The 20,722-nt window shown below is 36.2% G+C and carries 19 protein-coding genes; 15 read left to right on the forward strand and 4 right to left on the reverse strand.

From position 1 onward, the window contains the following. From ACMCNP_RS04410 to ACMCNP_RS04420, 3 genes are all read left to right on the forward strand, one after another. Positions 1–1,188 (forward strand): Eco57I restriction-modification methylase domain-containing protein (locus ACMCNP_RS04410; protein ID WP_419314405.1); only part of this gene is annotated, 1,188 nt, incomplete at its 5' end. A 3-nt stretch (positions 1,189–1,191) separates the two neighbouring features. Beyond that, positions 1,192–2,202, forward strand: a complete 1,011-nt coding sequence (locus tag ACMCNP_RS04415; protein ID WP_419314408.1) for a virulence RhuM family protein — start codon at positions 1,192–1,194, stop codon at positions 2,200–2,202. Next, the gene (locus ACMCNP_RS04420) at positions 2,195–4,708 is read left to right on the forward strand and encodes a DEAD/DEAH box helicase family protein (RefSeq protein WP_419314410.1); all 2,514 of its coding nucleotides are present in this window, start codon (positions 2,195–2,197) and stop codon (positions 4,706–4,708) included. The genes ACMCNP_RS04415 and ACMCNP_RS04420 overlap by 8 nt, the downstream gene beginning before the upstream one ends. On the opposite strand, the gene ACMCNP_RS04425 is transcribed toward ACMCNP_RS04420, so the two are convergent. Then, positions 4,692–4,925 carry a restriction endonuclease subunit S gene (locus ACMCNP_RS04425; RefSeq protein ID WP_419314413.1) on the reverse strand — a complete coding sequence of 78 codons (234 nt, stop codon included), beginning with the start codon at positions 4,923–4,925 and terminating at the stop codon, positions 4,692–4,694. The genes ACMCNP_RS04420 and ACMCNP_RS04425 overlap by 17 nt on opposite strands. Positions 4,926–5,211: 286 nt before the next feature. Between ACMCNP_RS04425 and ACMCNP_RS04430 the strand changes: the two genes are divergently transcribed. The 7 genes from ACMCNP_RS04430 (at position 5,212) to ACMCNP_RS04460 (ending at position 10,400) form a co-directional block, all read left to right on the forward strand. Continuing rightward, positions 5,212–5,475 carry a glutaredoxin family protein gene (locus ACMCNP_RS04430; RefSeq protein ID WP_419314416.1) on the forward strand — a complete coding sequence of 88 codons (264 nt, stop codon included), beginning with the start codon at positions 5,212–5,214 and terminating at the stop codon, positions 5,473–5,475. Positions 5,476–5,627: 152 nt separating this feature from the next. Further along, entirely contained in the window at positions 5,628–6,029 is a 402-nt protein-coding gene (locus ACMCNP_RS04435) for a MerR family transcriptional regulator (RefSeq protein WP_419314419.1), read from the forward strand. Positions 6,030–6,123: 94 nt separating this feature from the next. Continuing rightward, a complete protein-coding gene (locus tag ACMCNP_RS04440; RefSeq protein ID WP_419314422.1) occupies positions 6,124–6,723 on the forward strand; it encodes a phospholipase D-like domain-containing protein in 600 nt (199 codons plus the stop codon). Between the two features lie 10 nt (positions 6,724–6,733). Beyond that, positions 6,734–7,747, forward strand: a complete 1,014-nt coding sequence (locus ACMCNP_RS04445) for an aminodeoxychorismate synthase component I (protein ID WP_419314425.1) — start codon at positions 6,734–6,736, stop codon at positions 7,745–7,747. Positions 7,748–7,861: 114 nt separating this feature from the next. Then, positions 7,862–8,185 (forward strand): ArsR/SmtB family transcription factor, encoded by a 324-nt coding sequence (locus ACMCNP_RS04450; RefSeq protein WP_419314427.1) that lies wholly within the window; start codon positions 7,862–7,864, stop codon positions 8,183–8,185. Positions 8,186–8,290: 105 nt separating this feature from the next. Then, positions 8,291–8,623: an arsenite efflux transporter metallochaperone ArsD gene (gene arsD, locus ACMCNP_RS04455; protein WP_419314430.1), complete on the forward strand. Its 333-nt coding sequence runs from the start codon at positions 8,291–8,293 to the stop codon at positions 8,621–8,623. 13 nt (positions 8,624–8,636) lie between these two features. Beyond that, on the forward strand, positions 8,637–10,400 hold the full coding sequence (locus tag ACMCNP_RS04460) for a TRC40/GET3/ArsA family transport-energizing ATPase (RefSeq protein ID WP_419314432.1): 1,764 nt from the start codon (positions 8,637–8,639) through the stop codon (positions 10,398–10,400). A gap of 172 nt (positions 10,401–10,572) precedes the next feature. Here the strand turns inward: ACMCNP_RS04460 and ACMCNP_RS04465 are convergent, their stop codons facing one another. Further along, complete coding sequence (locus tag ACMCNP_RS04465; RefSeq protein WP_419314435.1) at positions 10,573–11,847, reverse strand: glycosyltransferase family 4 protein; 1,275 nt, start codon at positions 11,845–11,847, stop codon at positions 10,573–10,575. Positions 11,848–12,598: 751 nt separating this feature from the next. Here ACMCNP_RS04465 and ACMCNP_RS04470 point away from each other — a divergent pair. The 3 genes from ACMCNP_RS04470 (at position 12,599) to csx2 (ending at position 16,434) form a co-directional block, all read left to right on the forward strand. Continuing rightward, positions 12,599–12,739, forward strand: a complete 141-nt coding sequence (locus ACMCNP_RS04470) for a hypothetical protein (protein WP_419314438.1) — start codon at positions 12,599–12,601, stop codon at positions 12,737–12,739. Between the two features lie 434 nt (positions 12,740–13,173). Continuing rightward, positions 13,174–15,201, forward strand: coding sequence for a TIGR03986 family type III CRISPR-associated RAMP protein (locus tag ACMCNP_RS04475; RefSeq protein WP_419314441.1), 2,028 nt, complete (start codon positions 13,174–13,176; stop codon positions 15,199–15,201). Further along, the gene (gene csx2 / locus ACMCNP_RS04480) at positions 15,202–16,434 is read left to right on the forward strand and encodes a TIGR02221 family CRISPR-associated protein (RefSeq protein WP_419314444.1); all 1,233 of its coding nucleotides are present in this window, start codon (positions 15,202–15,204) and stop codon (positions 16,432–16,434) included. A gap of 193 nt (positions 16,435–16,627) precedes the next feature. On the opposite strand, the gene ACMCNP_RS04485 is transcribed toward csx2, so the two are convergent. Continuing rightward, positions 16,628–18,073 (reverse strand): catalase, encoded by a 1,446-nt coding sequence (locus ACMCNP_RS04485; protein WP_419314446.1) that lies wholly within the window; start codon positions 18,071–18,073, stop codon positions 16,628–16,630. Positions 18,074–18,610: 537 nt separating this feature from the next. Here ACMCNP_RS04485 and ACMCNP_RS04490 point away from each other — a divergent pair. Then, complete coding sequence (locus ACMCNP_RS04490) at positions 18,611–19,231, forward strand: aminotransferase class IV (protein ID WP_419314448.1); 621 nt, start codon at positions 18,611–18,613, stop codon at positions 19,229–19,231. Positions 19,232–19,337: 106 nt separating this feature from the next. On the opposite strand, the gene bfr is transcribed toward ACMCNP_RS04490, so the two are convergent. Further along, on the reverse strand, positions 19,338–19,769 hold the full coding sequence (gene bfr, locus ACMCNP_RS04495; protein ID WP_419315880.1) for a bacterioferritin: 432 nt from the start codon (positions 19,767–19,769) through the stop codon (positions 19,338–19,340). Positions 19,770–19,836: 67 nt separating this feature from the next. Here bfr and ACMCNP_RS04500 point away from each other — a divergent pair, with 67 nt between their 5' ends. Beyond that, a complete protein-coding gene (locus ACMCNP_RS04500; protein WP_419314451.1) occupies positions 19,837–20,688 on the forward strand; it encodes a deoxyribonuclease IV in 852 nt (283 codons plus the stop codon). Positions 20,689–20,722: the final 34 nt, after the last annotated feature.

Here is a 20,722-nt window from a genome sequence, read left to right on the forward strand (position 1 = left end):
TTTTGCGAAACCTTTAAAGACAAAAGAGGAAATATTGTTTTTGACAAGATACAACATACATGGAAAAACGGCAGATGTACCTTTTGCGGAGCAAGCCAAAGTGTTTACGACCGTAGCAAAGAGTCAGAAACCTATGCGTATCAATTTATTCACGCCGAAAATCCTAAGGAGATATTTAATATGAAATTTGATGTAATTATTGGGAATCCACCGTATCAGTTGAGTGATGGCGGAGCACAAGCAAGTGCAATGCCTATTTATAATAAATTTGTAGAACAGGCAAGAAAACTAAACCCACGATACTTAACAATGATTATTCCTTCAAGATGGTTTGCAGGTGGAAAAGGGTTAGATAAATTTAGAAAAGGAATGCTTAATGATGACAAAATTAGAATTCTGCATGATTTTCTTATTGGTGCAGATTGTTTTCCAGGAATAAGAATAGCTGGCGGTGTTTGTTATTTCCTTTGGGATAGGGATAATAAAGGTTTATGTAAAGTTGTATCTCATAAGAATGGAGAGATTGTTTCAGAAATGGAAAGACCTTTACTTGAAAAAGGAGCAGTTACTTTTATTAGAATAAATGAAGCAATACATATTTTACGCAAAGTTATAAATAAGAATGAAGAATCCTTTTCTAAAATAGTGTCTGCCAGAAAACCATTTGGACTTACTACAGATTTTCTAAAGAACCCTGCTAAGTATGGCATGCCAAGTGTTTCAGAACGATCAATCAACGAAAAAATTACAATTTTAGGAACAGTTAATCACAAGTCAGTTAAGAGATATGTACCAAAAGATTATCCTATTTCGGTAGGTAATGAATCCATTGATAAATATAAAGTTTTTGTTTCTCAAGTATTAGATAATGGCTTCGATTGGACAAAAGAAAGACTTAAACCTTTTTTGGGCAAACCAAGTGAAATTTGTACAGAAACATTTCTACAAATAGGTTCATCTGAGAATAAAATGATAGCAGAAAATATAATGTCCTATATGAATACTAAATTTTTTCATCTTTTAATGTTTTTAAAAAAAATTAGTCATCATGTTACTTCAAAAGTTTATCAATTCGTCCCACTACAAGACTTTTCTCAAAGCTGGACAGACGAAAAACTTTACAAAAAATACGGTCTTACTCAGGAAGAGATAGATTTTATAGAATCAATGATTAGACCAATGGAATAAGTTATGAAAAACACCCCTTTAATAATCTATCAAACTGAAGACGGCAAAGTTAAAATAGAAACTCATTTTGAGAATGAAACCGTATGGCTATCTACAGAACAAATAGCCGAGCTTTTTCAACGAGATAGAACTGTAATCACAAAACATATTCGCAATATTTTTAAAGAGAGAGAACTGACCGAAGAAGTGGTATGTGCAAAATTTGCACATACCACTAAACACGGTGCAATTGAAGGGAAAAGACAAACAAAAAGTGTAAAATTCTATAATCTTGATGTAGTTATCTCGATTGGTTACCGGGTAGAATCTCATCGTGGGATTCATTTTAGAAAATGGGCAACAGCACTTATCAAAGAGTATCTGATAAAGGGTTTTGCAATGAATGATGAATTGCTAAAACAAGCCGGCGGAGGAAACTATTTTGATGAGCTTTTGGATCGCATCCGTGATATTCGCTCTTCGGAAAAAGTGTTTTGGAGAAAAGTTCTTGATATTTATGCAACGAGTATTGATTATGACCCAGATATAGAACAATCCAAACTTTTCTTTCAAACAATACAAAATAAAATGCACTGGGCAAGTCACGGTGAAACCGCAGCCGAGACTATTTATAGACGAGTAGATTCTTCAAAAGAACATATCGGACTAACAAATTTTGAAGGTAAAATTCCAACAAAACAAGAAGTTGAAATTGCTAAGAATTATCTTGCAGAAGATGAGTTGAATATTTTAAATAGAATGGTAACGGCATTTTTAGAAATTGCAGAAATCCAAGCATTAGACCGTACGCCAATGTATATGGCAGACTGGATTAAGCAGTTAGATGTTTTCCTGAAAATGACAAACAAAGATATTTTGCAGCATTCAGGAACTATCAGCCATCAAAAAGCAATAGAAAAAGCTCATAGCGAATACGATATTTATAAAGAGAAGATTAAAAACCGAATTACCCAGGTTGAAAAAGATTTTATGAAACAACTTGATACTGATATAAAAAGGCTGAAAAATGAGTAAAAAAGATTTTTTTCCACAACGCCCGGAGGTAAATCCCACTATTTATGCCTATAAATTGCCTAACGATAAATCTCGTGAGGGGCAATTAAAAGTTGGTTTTACTACTCGTATGGCCGAAGAGCGAATAAAAGAACAGATTGGAGCTACAAGAGCAGAGTTTGCTACTGTTCTAATCGAATCGGCAATGCGAAATGATGGCAGCTCGTTTACTGACTGCGATATACATAAATATTTAAGAAAAAAAGGGTTAAAAAATCCTGATGGTGAGTGGTTTAGATGCACAGTTAGTGATATAAAGGCATCTATCCTTGCAATTAAAAAATGTGAATTAAACGAAGAAAATCGCTCGCTCGATTTTAAAATGCGTCCTGAACAGGAAGAAGCGGTAAACAAGACTATTCAATACTTCAATAGTTTTAGAAAGGAAAAAGAAAATAAAAATAAAACACCAAAGTTCCTTTGGAATGCAAAAATGAGATTCGGTAAAACCTTTGCAGCATATCAGTTGGCTAAAAAACAAGGTTGGAAAAAGATTCTTATTCTTACTTTTAAGCCCGCTGTTCAAAACGCTTGGGAAGAAGATTTAATGACACACATCGATTTTAAGGAATGGCAATTTATTTCAAAAAACGGACTAAATTACGACGAAGCTGACAAAACCAAACCATTTATTTGTTTCGGTTCATTTCAGGATTATTTAGGAAAAAATACCGCAACAGGAGGCATTAAAACTAAAAACGAATGGGTTCACGCAACAAATTGGGATTGTGTCATTTTCGATGAATATCATTATGGAGCCTGGCGAGAGAATGCAAAAGACCTTTTTGAGGCGGAAGACGCGACAGAAGTAAAAGCAGCAACAGGGGAAAAAGAGGGCTTGGATTATTTTGATGAAGAGATAATGCCGATAACAACTGATGGTTTCCTATATCTTTCAGGTACACCGTTTAGAGCTATTACATCGGGTGAATTTATAGAAGAGCAGATATTTAACTGGACATATTCTGACGAACAGAAAGCCAAAGAAAAATGGAAAGGAGGAAACAATCCTTACGCTTCTTTGCCTCGAATGGTAATGCTCACTTATCAAATGCCCGATTCGATTAGAAAAATCACTTTGGGTGGTGAGTTTAACGAATTTGATTTGAACGTTTTCTTTACTGCAAAGGGAGAAGGGAAAGATGCAGCGTTTACTTTGAAAAGCGACGTTCAGAAGTGGCTTGATTTAATAAGAGGTAGTTTTATAGAAACAACATTAGATAATCTGAAAATGGGGGCCAAAAAACCACCGATGCCATTTTCCGATTCACGTTTACTCAATATTTTAACTCATACATTTTGGTTTTTACCCAGCGTTGCTTCTTGTCATGCTATGAAAAATTTAATGGAACAGAAGCAAAACACATTTTATCACGATCATGAAATTATCGTAGCAGCCGGAGCAAGTGCCGGCATTGGAGTTGAAGCTTTACCGCCTGTATTAAATGCAATGGATAATCCGTTAGAAACAAAAACAATTACGCTTTCTTGCGGCAAATTAACTACCGGCGTTACCGTAAAACCTTGGACAGGCATTTTTATACTTCGTAATTCATCAAGCCCCGAAACATATTTTCAAGCAGCCTTTAGAGTTCAATCACCCTGGGTAATTAATAACCCCGATAGTAAATCGCCAAATAAAACAGAAATTATAAAAGAAGAGTGTTATGTGTTTGATTTTGCCCCAAACAGAGCACTCAGTCAGATCGCAGATTATGCTTGCCGCCTGAATGTGAACGAATCAAGCCCCGAAAAAAATGTTGCCGAATTTATCCATTTTCTACCTGTATTGGCTTACGATGGAAGTTCTATGAAACAGGTTGATGCAGCAGGTGTTTTAGATATTGCCACAAGTGGAACAACTGCCACCCTACTTGCAAAACGTTGGGAAAGTGCGTTGCTTGTTAATGTCGATAATGCAACACTTGAGCGCTTAATGAATAACAAAGAAGCACTTGATGCTTTAATGGGCATTGAAGGTTTTAGAAATCTAAATCAAGATATTGAAACAATCATAAATAAATCGGAATCGGTAAAGAAAGCCAAGAAAGAAGCCAATGATAAAGAACTATCAAAAAAGGAAAAAGAGGAACTTTCTGACAAAGAAAAAGAGTATAAAGGTTTAAGAAAACAGATACAGGAAAAGCTGATAAAGTTTGCAACAAGAATACCTGTCTTTATGTACCTAACTGATTTTAGAGAACAAAAATTGAAAGACGTCATTACTCAATTAGAGCCGGGGCTTTTTAAAAAGGTAACGGGATTAAATGTTAAAGATTTTGAATTATTGGTTAGTCTGGGAGTATTTAACGGTTCTCTTATGAATGATGCTGTATATAAATTTAAAAGATATGAAGATGCAAGTTTGGGATATATTGGAATTAATAAACACGAAGGCGAAGATGTTGGACTGTACGATACGGTATTGAGTTCCAGTGACTATGTTAAAATTATTGAAGATGAATAATACCAACCCGAAAGCCATCGCTTGACCAAAAATTGCGAAAGAGCATGGCTTGCCCTTCTGCAAAAATAAAATATTGTTCCGCCAATTTGGTTTCTGATTGTAATGCGTCTAATTGAGCTACTATTTGTTTTTGTTCTTTGATTGATTTTGGGAAAGGAACTTTTATTTGATTAAGGGCTTTCTGGGGTAATCGCTGCCTTCCCGTTGCTCCTTCCATTTTACTTTCAAGGTATTTTCTAAAGACTCTCCCCCATAATCATTCTGCATGGATATTGTCCAATGCTGCCCTCGGCTTAAACGCTTTATCATGTTCACTTCCTATAGCCCTCCTGTCTGTTGTTTGAGCGGGTTGCTTTACACCTTAATCCTCCTGTAAATCTGTCTTAAGCTTTGAACTCGGTATATTAGAGAAAACTCTTGACATTCCAGTATACTGGATAGTTTACAATTAAATTATAGATTAATTTATCAATAAAATACTATCTATTAAGGGGGTGATTAAAATGAGTGAAAAACGTAAGGTGGAGGTTTTTACCGCCGGTTGTCCGATTTGCGATGAAACGGTTAAACTCGTAAAGGAACTTTCATGTCCGAACTGTGACGTAACGATTTATGATTTGCATAAGAATGGGATTGAAAAGTCCAACGAGTATGGAATAAATTCCGTTCCTACCGTTGTCGTGAATGGAAAAATTCTTGATTGTTGCGAAAGAGGAAAACCGACGGCGGAAGATTTGAAGGTGGCAGGAATAGGAAAGCCCGTATAATGCGATAAAATGCCGCTAAAATTTTTTAATCCTCTCTGTCGTCAAGGCGGAGAGGAGTTATAATTAAGATATTGAAATTATATAAAATATGTTATATTCGATATATAGTGTAAAATGGGTTGATCATGATACCCTTTACGGGGGCGTGGTTTATGAAAAGATATTTTATAGGGGGCTTATCGAAAAAATTTAATATTAACCCCAAGACAATAAGATTTTATGAATCTATAGGAATTTTGCCTGAGCCGGCAAGAGAGGAGAATGGATATAGGATATACGGGGATAAAACCTTCGAAAGAATTAATTTTATTGTAAAAGCTAAAAGTCAGGGTTTTAGACTAAATGAAATTAAAGAGATTATTAATCTTTACGATGAAGGTAAAAAACCTTGTACTTGTACGAAAAAATTAATTAAAAATAAAATAAACGAAATAGAGTTGAAGATAAGCGGTCTTAAGGAATTGAATACAAAGCTTAAAAAATGTTTAAAGGAAAAAGTAGTAGATTCGGGTTCTTCGATTTGCCCTATGATCGAAAAAAATAATAGAGATTAAAAGGCTTAAACAATAATATTCATTTAGTATAATTTTAAAATTATAATGCCGGAATTTATATATTAAAAGCGGCTCCACATAGAAGACTATGGCGATGATGTTTCATAAGATAAATAGAATAAATCGGGTATATTTTTATTTTATTTTATTTTCGATATTATTTACGTCCGTCATGTTTGTGCCGGCATATGCACGGACGACTACTTATTTTTCTCCGAAAACCAACCTTCAAAATATTGATATTCACTGGCTCAATAAATCGTTAAAAGTTAAAAGGCTTTATATCGCAATGTACTCTTTTACCGATTATAAAATTGCAAAAGACCTTCTTTATTTGGCTCATAAGGGCGTTAAAATTTATCTGTATAGAGACGATAAACAGATGAAAGACAGAACCGACAAGACTTATATACTCGAAAACGTACGGAATATCCATATAGAAGTCAAAAGAGACGAGGGTTTCTGGAATATCATGCATAATAAGATGTTTATAATCCCCGGTATTGTATTCAGAGAGGGTTCGGCGAACTGGTCGCCGTCCGCCGAAGGGGCATCTTGCTATCGCGGGAATTGCGGTCCGTCGGAAAATCAGGACAACAATGCAACATATATAACCGATAAAAGAGAAATAAATATCGCCTTGCATGATTTCTATCGTATCTGGGGCAGAAAATCAAATATAGTTATTAATTAAAGATTTGTTGATGTTTTTAGAATCGGACTGGGTTGAAAAAATAAATTTTTATACAAGAAACGGTATTAAATTTATTTTCATTATTGATTACGAGATGGAGCGTCCCATAGTTTTAAGGCTATCCGAGGTATCGGAGACAAATATTTTTTGTATTAAATATTTTATAGACGGGGCAAAAAATTATGATGTAAGCCATGATAATTCTTTAGATAATATTTTCGGAGAAAAAGAACCAAGGATTGAAAAGCATCCTGTTCCCTTTGAAATTTATAAAAAAGCATTTGATAACGTCATTAGAAACCAAAAAGACGGCAACTCATACCTCTTGAATTTGACCTTTAAAAATCCCGTTAAAATAAATTTTAATTTAGAAAAGATATTTTTCAAAAGCCCGTCGCAGTATAAACTTTATTTTAAGGACGAAGAAAGCGAATTTGTGCTCTTTTCTCCGGAGACGTTTATTAATATAACAGAAGATAAAATTTTTACTTATCCAATCAAAGGAACGATAGACGCAGATGTTTCTGATGCGCGGAAAATTCTTTTAAATGATAAGAAAGAGATAGCGGAACACTTGACGGTCGTGGATCTCTTGAGAAATGATTTAAATATCGTATGTTCCGGTGTAAATGTTAAGAGATTTTGTTTTATTGAAAATATAAAGACAAATTTCGGAGGATTGTTACAAATGACTTCCGAAATAGAAGGCAAGGTCAAACCTAATTTAGCGCGGCGTTTTGGTGATATTCTTTTTAGTATGCTTCCTGCAGGTTCTATCTGCGGGGCTCCTAAGAGGAAGACTTTAGATATTATTAAGGAAACCGAATCGGGTAAAAGGGGGTATTATACCGGCGTTTTCGGTATATACGACGGAAAAAATCTTAGAAGTTCCATTATGATAAGGTTTATCGAAAAAAAAGAAGGGGGAGATTGTTTTTATAGAAGCGGCGGCGGCATAACGGTATACAGTAATGTAAAAAAAGAATATGATGAAATGGTTAAAAAGATATATATTCCGATTTAATTTTATTGAATAAAAAACATTGACAATTTAAACGTAAAAATTGTATCATAAATACATGAATTATAATTCATGTATTTATGATTTTTCATAATCTTTTAATTTTTATAAATTTATATGAACAAAAGCGACCTGCGACTTATAACGTTTTTTAAATTGCTCGGCGACGAAAGTAAGTTTAAAATTGTTTCCGCATTAAAAAACGGAGAAAAATGTGTATGTGTTATATATAAAGAGCTTGAGCTTGATCAGACTTTGGTATCGCATCATTTATCCGCATTAAAAAAAATAGGATTAATTAATGGAAGGAAGGCGGGAAGATGGGTTTATTATTCTCTTAATAGGGATGCTTTTAAAGAAATTGAAGATATTTACGGCGACGCACTCGGCGTGAAAAGTATGAAAGAAGTTCAAAGTATTAATTGCGACGATAAAGATTGAGCGTATGTACCGCCCCAACGGATACGTGTGAATTATTTGCCGTTTCTGTGGATAGGGGGCAGAGGAATCTTATAAAAAAGTTGTTTTTTAAGGAGGACGTTAAATATGAAGAAGATTGTTTTTGAAATTTTTGATCCGGCTCTTTGCTGTTCTACCGGGGTTTGCGGTCCTAATTCAGATGAAAATCTTATAAAAATGAGGGATTTGATAGACAAGTTAAAATCTGATTTCGGCGAACGTGTTGAAATTAAGCGGCAATCCATATCTCAGGAACCCAAAAAATTCCTTGAAAACTTTTCCGTGCAGATTCTGATAAAAAATGAAGGTAAAGCGGCATTACCCGTATGCATTTTGGACGGCAAGGTTATAACATACGGAAGATATCCGGAGGCAAAAGAGATTTACGACTATATTTCTAAAGAAATGAAATTGCAATAAGAGGGGTCTAAAAATGCATTATTATTTTTTTCACGGGAAAGGCGGGGTCGGCAAGACAACCATCTCTTCTGCTTTTGCTGTCAAACTTTCGCTTAACGGAGAAAAGACGCTGATTGTTTCTACCGATCCGGCATCTAATATCGGCGATGTTTTTGAGCAAAATATCGGTGGAGTGGAAAAAAAAATAGAAGGATTGAACAATCTTTATGCGGTAGAGATGGATTCGGACACCGAGATTTTAAAATACAAAAAAAGGATTTTGGGGGACAGCGAAGATGTTTTGCCGCAGGAAGTAATAGGCATGATAGAAGAGGAGTTCAGATCCCCGTGCACCTCTGAAATTGCTTTTTTTAATGGTTTTACAGAGTTTTTTTTAAAAAATGATTATGACAATATAATATTCGACACCGCCCCATCCGCCCATACGCTTAGACTGCTGGAGCTTCCTCTCGAATGGACCGTGTACATAGACGAGGTTAAAAAGGGAGCAGGTATGACTTGTATGGGACCGGTCGTGAATTTAGGCGAATATTACGACAGGTATAAGACCGCTTTGAATGTTTTAAAAAATCCCAAATTAACGACATTTATTTTTGTAATGCATCCGCAAGAGTTAGATCTAAGTGAGATTAAATCCTCTGCAAACGAGATTAAAAAACTCGGTATAACTAATATAGAAATCATGGTTAACGCCGTTTTTCCATATACATTATTCGATAATAGTGATTTTAAAGAGCTTATCTTATCGCAGCAAGAAATTTTAAGGCAGGTTAATTTATTGAGATATAAAACATCTAAGATATATTTAAAAGATGGTGAGGTTAAGGGCATGACTTCTTTGATCAATTTTTTCTCCGATAATATCGAGAGAGATAGACCGGACGAAAAATCTTCCCATTTCAATGATAACTTAGAAAATATCAAAGAGGAAAATAATAAACTTATTGAAGATATAACCCCGCTGGAAACGCCGTTTTATTTCTTTTTTACCGGTAAGGGCGGAACGGGAAAAACTACGTCCTCTCTTTTATTCGGAAAATATTTTGCCTCTACAGGTAAAAAAACCTTGATCGTATCCACCGATTCTTCAAATCATATTGCCGAGATAATGGGACTTACCGGTTTAAGCGAGGTTCCCAAAAAATTAGACGGAAACTATGAACTTTATGCTGCAAGAATCTCGCCGGCTCAGGCGATAGATGAATACAAGGTAAAGACGGTCGAATATTTCAAATTACATTCAAGCAATAAAGATTCCTTAAAAGTCTTAGAGGAGGAGCTAAATTCTCCATGTACGGAAGAGGTTGCCGTTTTTAAAAAATTCAGCAGCTATTTTTTCGAATATAAAGACTTTGACGTGATAATATTCGATGCCGCCCCTACCGGTCATGCTTTAAGGCTTTTATATATAAGCATGGAATATGCTAAAGCGGATAAGAAGGATTCAAAATTAGAGAGGTTTATAAATATCCTCAAAAATGAGAAGAAGACAATTTTTTCACTCTGTCTTTATCCTGAATTTAGCCCCATTGAGGAAGCCAAGAGGGCTTACGACGATTTGAAATTAGCCGGAGTAAACGTATCCTTTATAGTCGTCAATTATATACTTAATGATATTTTTAGCGACGGTCTTTTTAAAAATAGGAGAAAATTACAGGAGTCTTATCTTCTTTCCATAAAACGGAAATTTGACGTTCCCGCTTTTTTGATGCCGCAATGTATGGGGGAAATAAATAGCCCTAATGCCTTAGACTTATTGTACTCAACCGTAATTTAAACGGGTTGCGGGTAGTAGTTGTGAGAGGTCGTTCCATTTTAACTCCCCTGAAATCATAGGCATAGCCTTCTGATTGTAATATCCGGAAGGTTTAATGTACTTGTTTTAGTAAAACTAAATCCATTTCATATATGACACCAAAGGAGAGTAGCACGCAAAATTATCATCTTCATCAATGCATAAAATCCCTTAATACACTGCACAGCATCTCTACAGATTCATCCCAAGTTAAGACATCGGAAGATAATTCTCTCTGTTTGCAGTCGGTGCCATTCTCAAGTGTTTTTATGGCATTAAACAAAGAATTTTTATCGTTCGATTTAAAATAAATGGGATAATTTCCACCTACCTCTCTAAATATATCTATATCACTTATTATAACCTGTAATCCTTTATTAATAGCTTCCACTAAAGGCAAACCGAAGCCCTCTCTCTCGGACGCGAAGATCAAAGCATGTGCGTGTTCGTATAAAAAATCAAATTCGCTATCGTTTAAGTCGTTAAACATAAACAGTTTATCGTTCAGATATGATGAATTTTCAATGCGATTAATCAATTTTCTCATTTTACAGCCTATCTTGCCGCAGATCACAAGGCTTTTGTCGAAGTTATTGTTCCACGCATATTGTTCAAATACATCCAGGACAAATCCGAAATTTTTTCTCGGCTCTATCGTTCCTATAGTAAGAAAATATTTTTTGTCCCGGAACTTTTTCAGGCTATCCCTTATCGGCATATCATTGCTGTTATTTATATTTGATCCCAGGTAAAAATACTCTATATTTTTTTTGATATTTAAAGATTTCAAATGATTCTCTATGATTTTTTTCTCACTTTTTGAAACGGTTATAATATGATCTGCATATTTTGCAACATTATCGAAAGATCTATTAAATCTTTTCACGGTTGCCAGTGCACAAAACCTCGCATTATCGATTGGTATTATATCGTATATCAAAGGAATAAAGAACGAATTTTCGGCATGAAGCTGTTTTATAAATGCCCAAAGATAACGGGTAGTACGGACAGACATCCAAGATGCATCTAAAACTAATAGCGCATCGCCGTTTTGATGCCGTATCTTTGTTTGTTCTTTTCTGAAACGGGACAGAAGAAAATCTAAAAAATAATATATCCTGGACGATTCATACCAAAGCAGTTTTATCATACTTTCCAAAACATCGTTTTTAACTTTTGAATCAAGAAATCTCTGAGCTTTTTTCTTTAAACTTTCACCATTGCCGTTGTTGTTTTTTAAAAATTCATCTAAACCGATATAGCCATATTTCGTAAAGATAACAGGAATGACCGGGATGCCCAATATGCCTTCCATTAAATTTCTTCTTTCGACAATATTTCGCACTACTCTCTGGATCCCTGTGCTTAAATCACGGCTGCATGTGTATGTATCCGAGCAATCTATTAAAATTCTCTTATATTTTTGCATTTTATTCTAAGAAATTATCCGACTTAATCTTCGGTTTCTGTTCCGGTCTCTAAAATTATAAAGCTTGTTGAAAAACATCATAATAAAGGTTGACAACCAAGAATACAAATCCATAAGATTTGCCAACGGCATTTCTTTATTGTACTTAGTTCTTTAGCATTCTGCATTGTAATGTTATCGTATTTTACCAAGGTTTTTCATCCTTGGAGGAAATGAAATAGAAAAGTCCGAATCTAACAATGTTAAATTAGGATTGCATTATGATCCCGTTTTATAATGCTTTTCTACTTGTTTAAGGATGCTCACGCTCTTTTCTTGTTTTTGATTAGTAATGATGAAATTTCACAAAAGGGAGTATAAATTATTTATAGCCTTTTGTCAATGCTTTGAGGCATGAGCCTATGCCCTTCAAAGCTGCTGCCAAATTTTCATCCAAGTCGCCGACTTATTCAAAAAGTTATCTGCCGGGTTTTTAATATTATCCAATTACCTTTTTGGATACGTGAGTATAAAACTCCGTTGTTTTTAAACTGTTACCCCCGACAATTTTTAAATATACTTTAAATCAGTCTTTTGTTCAAGTTTCATTATACTTCATTTCCCTCAAGTAAGGACGACCGCTCAAAAGCAGCCGTCCAATCGATATTTGTTTGCTATCCTGAAATATCCCCGCAAGTTCCATTACTATTTTGTTCTCAAGTGCCGGAATGGCTTTTTTAACTCCAAACTTATAACTCTAGCCTGAAGTGGTATGAGCGGGAAAGATACTCTGCAAGACAGAATGCCGGGAATGAAGATGAGGGGCTTCTTGCAGGGTGCAACCGTTTATGGATTTAATCAGAGCCGGAAAAGGAAAACGGGTTTTGTGCTCGGAAAGCGTAAGATAGTGTAGAAATATTATTTCTTATATGTTTATTGACAAACAGTGTATTTTCTGATATGAACAACCTACAGGCTGTTTTTTATAGCAGTATAGCGTATAGACGAATGAATTAACCGGCGAAAGCATTAGACGGTAAATCTTGTCGTATTGCTGAATGCCGTTAGATTCCAATTTGTCGGGTATATGAGGATATAATGTTTGAACATTTAATTTTATTAGTAGGAATGAATCCATTGCTTCATTTTGTAGTTGCTGAATATTTTTGACCTTAAAGATATTTATCTGGTTTATTCTGAAGAAAAGGGCAATCAAAAAGGAATATTAACTGAAGTTAAAAACTTGTAAAATCTTTTATTTAAAAGACACAAATCAGGTAAACTATGTTGATTGCAGGTTTATTGGGTTTAGCTGTGCCGGTAATAACTTAGACGGGAGGGGATGAAATGGACAAAGCGAAACTGAGTGTATCCGAGGGCAAGCATGGAAAGCTTACAGTCAGAGCTATTTTTATAGATACCGAGAAGGGGATGCCTATTCAGAATTTTAACCATAAAGACGCCATGTCATTAGACGGTAAAGAAGTGGATATTGAGAGGGACAAAGGACAGATTATTAAAATATTGCTGGACGGAGAGGTTATATATTCACCCTCAATGGCTGCCACTTATAGAAAACAGGTAGGCCGGCAGACAGGTAAACAACAAGCGTGTACAGCACGGGCACCATACAATTTCATTCCATTAAATGACATTGTAGCAGAAGCAGAAAAACCGAGTAGCTTTGATACATATCGCAAAGACAGGTTGACCGGCAGTATAGAACTGCGTATTGAGGCAAAGACCCCGTTTTATATCAGGGATACCATGGATTATGCGCAATTAAAAGAAGGGAAAGAGGTAAGGGATATTTCCGACTTCTGCTCTACCGCCGGCAGGCCCCGCATCCCCGGCAGTTCTCTCAGGGGTATGACACGGACAATGGTTGAGATTGTGAGCTTTGGAAAGTTTGGTTTTTTCGATGATAAGAGGCTTTATTTCAGGGCAGTCGCGGACAAATCGAAACTTGGTGAATATTACGAAAAAACAATGGTTGATAAAAAAAATCATTATTTTCCAAAAATTAAGGCCGGCATCTTAAAAAAGAGTGGCAGGAAGTACAGAATATATCCATCAAAAACAATTAGTAAAACTCAGATATTTCGTATAAACTTTGATAAACTTACAAAAGTGATTGACGGGACTACTGGCTTTATAGTGCCAAGCTTTGATTTTAGAGATGTATATTACAAACCTGTTGCCCCTGCTGACCACCTGCATACTATAAATAAGAAGACGCATAAACTCCTGTATGCAAAGCTTGCATCAATAAGTACGATTAAGAATGTTGAACACACGTGTAAAGGATTCATCATAGCGTCTGGAGAATTCGGTAATAAAAAACACATGCATTGGGTAATAAATGAACCTGACACTCAGTTCGTAGAAATAGATGAAACAGTTATTGATAAGTATAAGAACGATGTAAACAGGAAGGAAGAAACAGACCTTCTGAATAAGCTAACGAATCACCACGATGGAGTTCCCTGTTTTTATATCACTGATGATAAGGACAAGATAATTTTTTTTGGTCATACCGGCATGTTCCGCCTTGCGTATAAAAAGACCATTGGTGAGCATGTTCCTGAAAAATTAAAAAACGACTCAAAGATTGATCTTGCAGAGGCGATATTTGGTAATGATAAAACGTTTGCAGGAAGGGTATTTTTTGAAGATGCCTTTTGCAATCAAAAAGAGGTGGCTTATGAGGGTGAAAAAAATATCACACTGCTCGGACCAAAGCCCACTGCATTTCAACATTATCTAGAACAGAAGAGAATTGATCTTACTGATCATCCTAAAAATCTCGCTCACTACAACTTAGACAACAATATAAGAGGAAACAAACTATATTGGCATAAATCTGGAAAAAACTCGGCAAATAATGACCATGCAATCTTTAATGAAAAAACTGATAGCAAAATCAACCCTGTAAAGGCAGGTACGACATTCACAGGTAAAATTCGTTTCGAAAACCTCTCAAGGGTTGAGCTTGGAGCCTTCCTCTTTGTCATTGATTTGCCTGAAGGATGCTATCACAAGCTTGGCATGGGAAAACCTCTTGGCTTAGGGTCTGTAAAAATTTCTCCAAAGCTCTTTATCTCAGACAGAACAAATCGCTATAAAAATCTTTTTGCTGAATGGGAGACGCCGATTGCAGAAGCAGATAAATCCGAATACAAGAAGGAGTTTGAATCGTATGTTTTAGAGACACAAAAAGATACACAACAAACTCTCTGGGATAATGTAAGAATGAAAGAATTGAAAGCGATGCTTGATTTTGCGCATAAACCGAATGCCGATAATATTGGATATATGAATTTAAAGCAATTTAGAGAAAGAGATGTTTTGCCGTCTCCGACGGATGTTAAATAAATGTCTAAAATTCTTATTACATCCATAGGCACGGGCAAAAAAGAAGATGGCGGATATAAAACCGCCAAATATAAGATTGACGATAAATTATACGAAGAAAGTATCATTGCTAAAGCCCTTTATAATCATGTTCATTTTGACAAAATTTTTATGCTTGGAACATCCAGATCAATGTGGGATGCGGTTTATTTGGCATTTGGCGGCAAAGACGAGAATGCGTGGCTCGAATTGGAAGGCAAGCAAGACGCGGGTGGGATAACGGAAGGAGATTTATCTCCGATCACTGCACTATGGGAAGAAGATTTTAAGATGGCCGGCTCTAAAACATTTGTTGTGCATTACGGGATAGACGACAGTCAGCTGTGGGATAATTTTGAGACCTATATAAAAATAGCAGAATATATCGAAGATGGTGATAAAGTATATCTGGACATAACCCATTCATTCCGATCTCTTTCGTTAATGTCTTATATTATGCTCGACCTTGTCAAATCTATGAGGCAGAAAGAATTTACCGTTGAGGCAATATTTTATGGAATGTTTGAATATATCTATGAGCCTTCGAATGTTGAAAATATTACGCCCGTGGTAAACCTAAAGATTTTATTTGAGATAAACGAGTGGATAAAGGCAATTTCAGCGTTTAAGAATTATGGCAGAGCCGAGTTGATAGCCGAAAATTTCAATAAACAGTTCGGCAAAAAGGATGAAAAAACAAAATATTTTAGCAGGTTTTCCGAAAATATTTCTATTGCAAATCTTGCCGCAATCAAAGCTTATGTGGATAGAGTAAAAGATAAATTGTCCCTCTTTGACGGAACGGGCTTTCCGATTATAAAACTGGTTTCAAAAGATTTAATCGACTTTACAAAAAGAATGGACAAAAGATGTTTATCTGATTTTCAGCTTGAAGTGGCTACATGGTTTTACGAAAATAAAAATTATGCTATAAGCTATATAGCTTTGACGGAATCGGTTGTTTCCAAAATATGTGAGATGGAAGGTATCGGTATAGAATCGGAATCAGACAGAAAAAAAGCAAAAAATTGCCTTCATAGTAAGGCGGAATACGAATCTCTTGAAAAAAAATATATAACGCCGAATAAAGTGAGAAACAACGTTGCTCATCAGCTGTCCGATAGACGCGACAATATAATAAGTGATATTAATAATTTGAAGAACAGTATAGATGACATTAAGAAAGAGTTTATGATGCTCGATAATAAAAATTAATGTAAACTGTTAATATTAGGTGTTAACTAAGCTGCATAAAGCTTATGATATTCTAATGGTATAAAAGTTGAGATACCTGCGGCAAAGTATGAATAATGTTAACTCTGCTTATAAGAAATTGAAACATTGCAATCATCAGCGAGAACTTTTGCCTCACTAATGGTTGCAATGTTAATGGAACAATATGCATTGGTTAAGCAGAAATGCCTAAAGCACCGGCCACGCCTTTTCCATAATCCGGGTCGGCTTTCATACAGTTGCCGATATGACGCCGCTTGATCTCCTCCGGGGCATCACCCAATGCGCGCGCGGTATTTGCAAAGAGTACTTCCTGCTGTTTCATTGTCATCAGCTTGAAAAGTAAGCCGGGCTGAGTATAATAATCACTGTCATCACGATGGTTCCAATGATCGGCAGTGCCGTTAAGATTGAGAGGCGGTTCCGAGTATTTCTCCTGTTGTTCCCATTCGCTATAGCTGTTAGGTTCATAGGCAATAGTGCTGCCATAGTTGCCGTCGACCCGCATGGCGCCGTCCCGGTGATAACTGTGAGCAGGGCAACGTGGTGCATTGACCGGAATCAGATGGTGGTTTACGCCAAGCCGATAGCGCTGAGCATCACCGTATGAGAACAGACGGCCTTGTAGCATTTTGTCCGGTGAAAAGCCGATACCGGGTACAACGTCGGCAGGGTTGAAAGCAGACTGTTCGACCTCGGCAAAATAATTTTCCGGGTTACGGTTCAGTTCCATAAAACCCACTTCAATCAGTGGATAGTCCTTATGAAGCCATACCTTTGTCAGGTCGAAGGGATTGTACGGACAATCGGCGGCCTCTTTTTCCGGCATTACCTGTATAAACAATTTCCATTGCGGAAAGTCTTTTTTTTCAATGCTTTCATAGAGATCGCGCTGTTGGCTTTCCCTGGACTTTCCGATAACAGCCTCAGCCTCGGCATCCGTAAGATTCCTAATGCCTTGTTGAGTAACAAAATGGAACTTGACCCAAGATCGTTCGTTTTGTGCATTAATCAGGCTAAAGGTATGGCTGCCGAAGCCGTGCATATGACGATATGAGTATGGAATACCCCGGTCGCTCATGGTTATTGTAATTTGATGCAGCGCTTCCGGCAATGATGTCCAGAAATCCCAATTATTGACGGCGCTGCGCATATTTGTTCTGGGATCCCGTTTTACCGCATGATTGAGGTCCGGAAATTTAAGCGGATCACGCAGAAAAAATACTGGAGTGTTATTTCCCACCAGGTCCCAGTTACCCTCTTCGGTGTAAAACTTAACGGCAAATCCTCGAATATCCCGTTCCGCATCTGCCGCACCTCGTTCACCCGCCACATTTGAAAAACGCGTAAAAAGTTCTGTTTTTTTGCCTATCTCGGAAAAAATATTTGCCTTAGTGTAGCGTGTGATGTCATGGGTAACAGTAAAGGTTCCGTATGCTCCGGATCCTTTGGCATGCATGCGCCTTTCCGGAATGACCTCGCGGTCAAAATGAGCGAGTTTTTCCATAAACCATATATCTTGCAACAACTGCGGTCCGCGAGGTCCGGCAGTCAGTACATTTTGATTGTCGGGCACCGGGGCACCGACATTGGTAGTCAGCTTTTTCTTTTCGTCTTTCATGGTCACTCCTTCTTTTAAGGTTTTAATTCATGTGGCTGATTCTAATTTGATTATTATACGCAAAACCCTTGCCTGCTACATACTTAATTATATCATGAAATTTGTGCATCAAATTGACATAGCCCGGGTCGTTAACAGCGAGTGTGCATTTATGTATAAAAACGATAATGCCTGCGTATATGTTGTTTGATATTTGTTACGCGTATGAGTATTTAACCTTTTACCATCGGCTATGCTTGAAAAGAATAAAAAAACGAACAAGTCTCTTAATCTCAAAATAATTTCAAGAATAATAATACTTCTTGCGGCCATGTTTGTTGCCATAGGCATGATTTTTGCTTTTTTAAGTTTCAGGTAAGAATCCATAAATGAGGCTAAAATTCGTTCCAAAACTGTTCAATTTAAAAGGAATATAGACATCGGATGACATGGAAAAGAGGTCATCCAACATGGTATTATGGGTCGATTAATAAAATTTAATCATAATATGTTAAAATGTCACTTAAATGAAAAAGTTTAACAAGATGAATATATTATATGCCTCATTTTATAGATACGATTAAACTATCGGATGGAAATTATAAGCTTATCGATTATCATAACCGCAGGGTTAACGACACGATAAGGCATTTTTTCGGTGCAGGGTTTGAAATAAATATCGAGACCATTATACCGTCACCTGACGAATATAAAATCGGAATTTACAAGTGCAGGTTGGTTTATGCTAAATGCGTAGATAATATTCAAATTATCCCTTATGTGAAAAGGACGATAACGAAATTAAAGATCATAGATTCGGATGACATACATCTTCCTTCGGGATGCAAACCGTTAAATTATGAATTTAAATATAAAGACAGAACCTGCATCAACTATTTTTTGTCTGGATTAGATGATACAACCGATGTGCTTATTACGAGAAATGGCTTGATAACCGATACCTCGTTTTCCAATGTGATTTTATTTGACGGACAAAAATGGATTACACCGGATACTTGCCTTCTGAATGGAATAAAGAGGCGCTATCTTTTAGATAAGGGTGATATAGAAGAAAAGAAAATTTCAACCGTCGACCTGCCATATTTTCAAAAGATATCGCTTATCAATGCCATGCTTGAGCCGAAAGATATTGAGATAAATACTTCCGATATAATTTAGATCACGCGGGCGCGAAACATTTCAGCTGTTGCGGAGATTTAAGCATGAAAGGGCGCCTTGCCTATCCGGCGTCCTTTCATGATATGTCGGGCAAGCCGATTTAAATTTATTTTATACATGTGGATAGGTAAACCTGAAGCCCCATCTGTTCTATTTGTCCCAGATATTCATCTATCTTATCTAAGTGCTCTTCTTCATCTTTTAATATTGATTGTAATAAGGTCTTCGTTCCGTTATCTTTAATTTCAGCGGCAAATTTGATATCGTCATTATAGGATTCAACCGCGCCCTCTTCAGACTTGCTGTCATTTTTATGCATTAGTTCAACCGTAGAACCGATATACATTTTGTTATAATTTGAAACAACGGGTATACCTTCAAGGAACAATATTCTGCCGATTAGTTCTTCGGCATGTTTCATCTCATCTATTGCGCGTTCTTCAATTTCTTTATGGAGATCACCGTAGCCCCAATTATCATACATCTTCGAGTGAACCATATATTGATTAATGGCGGTTAACTCATTCGTATTGTTTATCTTATTGTATAATCATGATATAATTTTTAAAACTAAAGAATAATAAATAAATTTTATTTCCTGATTTATGATGAAAATTTTATTGGGCACACACGTTTCTATTGCAGGAGGGTTGGCGAATGCCTGCCTGCATGCACAAAATACCGCATCTAATGCCATTCAAATATTTACGAAGAATCAGTTGCAGTGGTCTGCCAAGGAACTTGACTTTAATGAGATTGATTCTTTTAAAAGATGCGTATTAAAGGATGGATTAACGGTGGTTGCCCACCTTTCATATTTAGTCAACCTTGGAAGCACGGATGAATTTGTAAGAGAAAAATCTGTGGCAGCCGCTGTAAATGAAATTAAAAGATGCAGGCTACTTGACATAAAATCGTTAATATTTCATCCCGGTTCAAACAAGCATTTAACCGAGGACGAGACAATACGGCAAATAGCTTTAAATTTAAACGAAATTATAAAGCAAACAGAAGAATCTGAGGATGTGAATTTAGTCTTAGAGACGACTGCCGGACAGGGTAATCAAATAGGATATAAATCAGAACATATTGTCAGGATTATCGAACTGCTTGAGGGCAATATGAGGCTTGGCGTTTGCATCGATACGTGCCATATTTTTGCGGCGGGTTACGATATAAGGACATTACAGGCATATAATAAATATATGGATGATTTTGATAATATTATTGGGCTTGATAGGCTGAGAGCGGTTCACATTAATGATTCTCTAAAACCCTTGGGTTCTAATGTAGACAGACATGCTTCGATAGGGAAGGGCTATATCGGTCAGGATGCTTTCGGGTTTATAATGAACGACAAAAGGCTTAAAGGCATTCCGTTAATAGTCGAGACACCCGGAAGCGATAATGAACATAAAATAGATTTGGATATTTTGAAAGGTATGATAAGAGAATAACTTTCTGCCTATAGGTTATTCTATGTCGTTATTC

The sequence above is a fragment of the Candidatus Acidulodesulfobacterium sp. H_13 genome (assembly GCF_048541835.1).
Lineage (GTDB): Bacteria > SZUA-79 > SZUA-79 > Acidulodesulfobacterales > Acidulodesulfobacteraceae > QIJE01.